The organism is Pseudoalteromonas sp. SG44-17 (genome assembly GCF_014164235.1).
GTDB classification, from domain to species: domain Bacteria; phylum Pseudomonadota; class Gammaproteobacteria; order Enterobacterales; family Alteromonadaceae; genus Pseudoalteromonas; species Pseudoalteromonas rhizosphaerae.
Map to the genome: position 1 here is coordinate 1 of NZ_JACJEV010000084.1, position 1,438 is coordinate 1,438.

General features: G+C 41.4%; 1 protein-coding gene and 2 pseudogenes. All 3 read left to right on the plus strand.

Going from position 1 to position 1,438, the window contains the following annotated elements:
• Positions 1-444, plus strand: a pseudogene (locus H5182_RS21945) (hypothetical protein); the annotation flags it as partial.
• Positions 431-1,189: a hypothetical protein gene (locus H5182_RS21950; protein WP_182760653.1), complete on the plus strand. Its 759-nt coding sequence runs from the start codon at positions 431-433 to the stop codon at positions 1,187-1,189. The pseudogene H5182_RS21945 and the gene H5182_RS21950, both read left to right, overlap by 14 nt.
• Positions 1,176-1,438 (plus strand): annotated as a pseudogene (locus H5182_RS21955) (hypothetical protein); the annotation flags it as partial. The gene H5182_RS21950 and the pseudogene H5182_RS21955, both read left to right, overlap by 14 nt.

Genomic DNA, 1,438 nt, shown 5'->3' on the forward strand with positions numbered 1-1,438 from the left:
ATTGAGTTTACGGTTACCCATCCTAATTATCACCAAGGCGGATTTCCGCGAGGCTTTGGGCCCACCGATGCTGATGACCCTATTCATATCACGTTTACCGTTAAGCCGTTTACTGAACAAATGAAAAAAGTAGCTGGCTGGGCCGAGCAGGGCAAAGTGATGATGCAGAACGCGGCACCAGATAGTAATGAGCATTTCAATGGAAAAATGCAGCTTTGGCAAGAGCGCTTTAATTTAGGAAAGACGATTAAAAGGCACATTACGGTGATCAAAACTATGTACTTACCCCATTTTTCAAAACGTATGCAACAACGGGTTATTGAAAAGTATCAACCGATTTTTAGAGCCTGGTATTACGGTGTACCCGAAATGGATTGTTGGGATATGGTTGACTGTAGAAAGCAAATTTTAAAACCAAGGAAGGCTGAATATGAAGGATTATAAGCGTAAAACTGCACTGCAATTTTACTGTGTGCTACTGGCGTGTTTTTTGACAACAAGTTGCACTACGGTATTCGATAAGGCTCATGGTTATCGTGGGCCCATTGTTGTGACGATTGAAACAGAAGATGGCTCAGTGCCAGAATTCCCTTTTTTAATAGAGTCTGTGTACACAGAGTCGTGTGGTCACAGTAGTTGTGGTATTGACTCTGGTTATAGATACTTAAAAACCACGCATGCTAACGAGCCAATTACCTTCCCACGGGAGCGTTTGGATTTATTGCAGCCCAATGCCTATGCAACAATTCTTTTTAAGGTTACTCATCCTAATTATCACTACAATGTATTTACACGAGGTTTTGCGCCCACCGATGCTGATGACCCTATTCATATCACGTTTACCGTTAAGCCGTTTACTGAACAAATGAAAAAAGTAGCTGGCTGGGCGACTGGCCCTAAGCAAGACATGCAAAACTTTACACCTGATAGCAGAGAATATAAAAAAGCAGACATTCGGTATCGCCAAGCGCGCTTTAATTTGGGGGCGATGATTAAAAGGCACATTACGGTGATCAAAACTATGTACTTACCCCATTTTTCAAAACGTATGCAACAACGGGTAATTGAAAAGTATCAACCGATTTTTAGAGCGTGGTATTACGGTGTACCCGAAACGGATTGTTGGGATATGGTTGACTGTAGAAAGCAAATTTTAAAACCAAGGAAGGCTGAATATGAAGGATTATAAGCGTAAAACTGTACTGCAATTTTACTGTGTGCTACTGGCGTGTTTTTTGACAACAAGTTGCACTACGGTATTCGATAAGGCTCATGGCTATCGTGGGCCCATTGTTGTGACGATTGAAACAGAGGATGGCTCAGTGCCAGAATTTCCTTTTTTGATAAAGTCGGCCTATTCAGAGTCGTGTGGTCATAGTAGTTGTGGTATTGATTTTGGTTATAAATATTTTAAAACTGCCTATGCTAATGAGCCAAT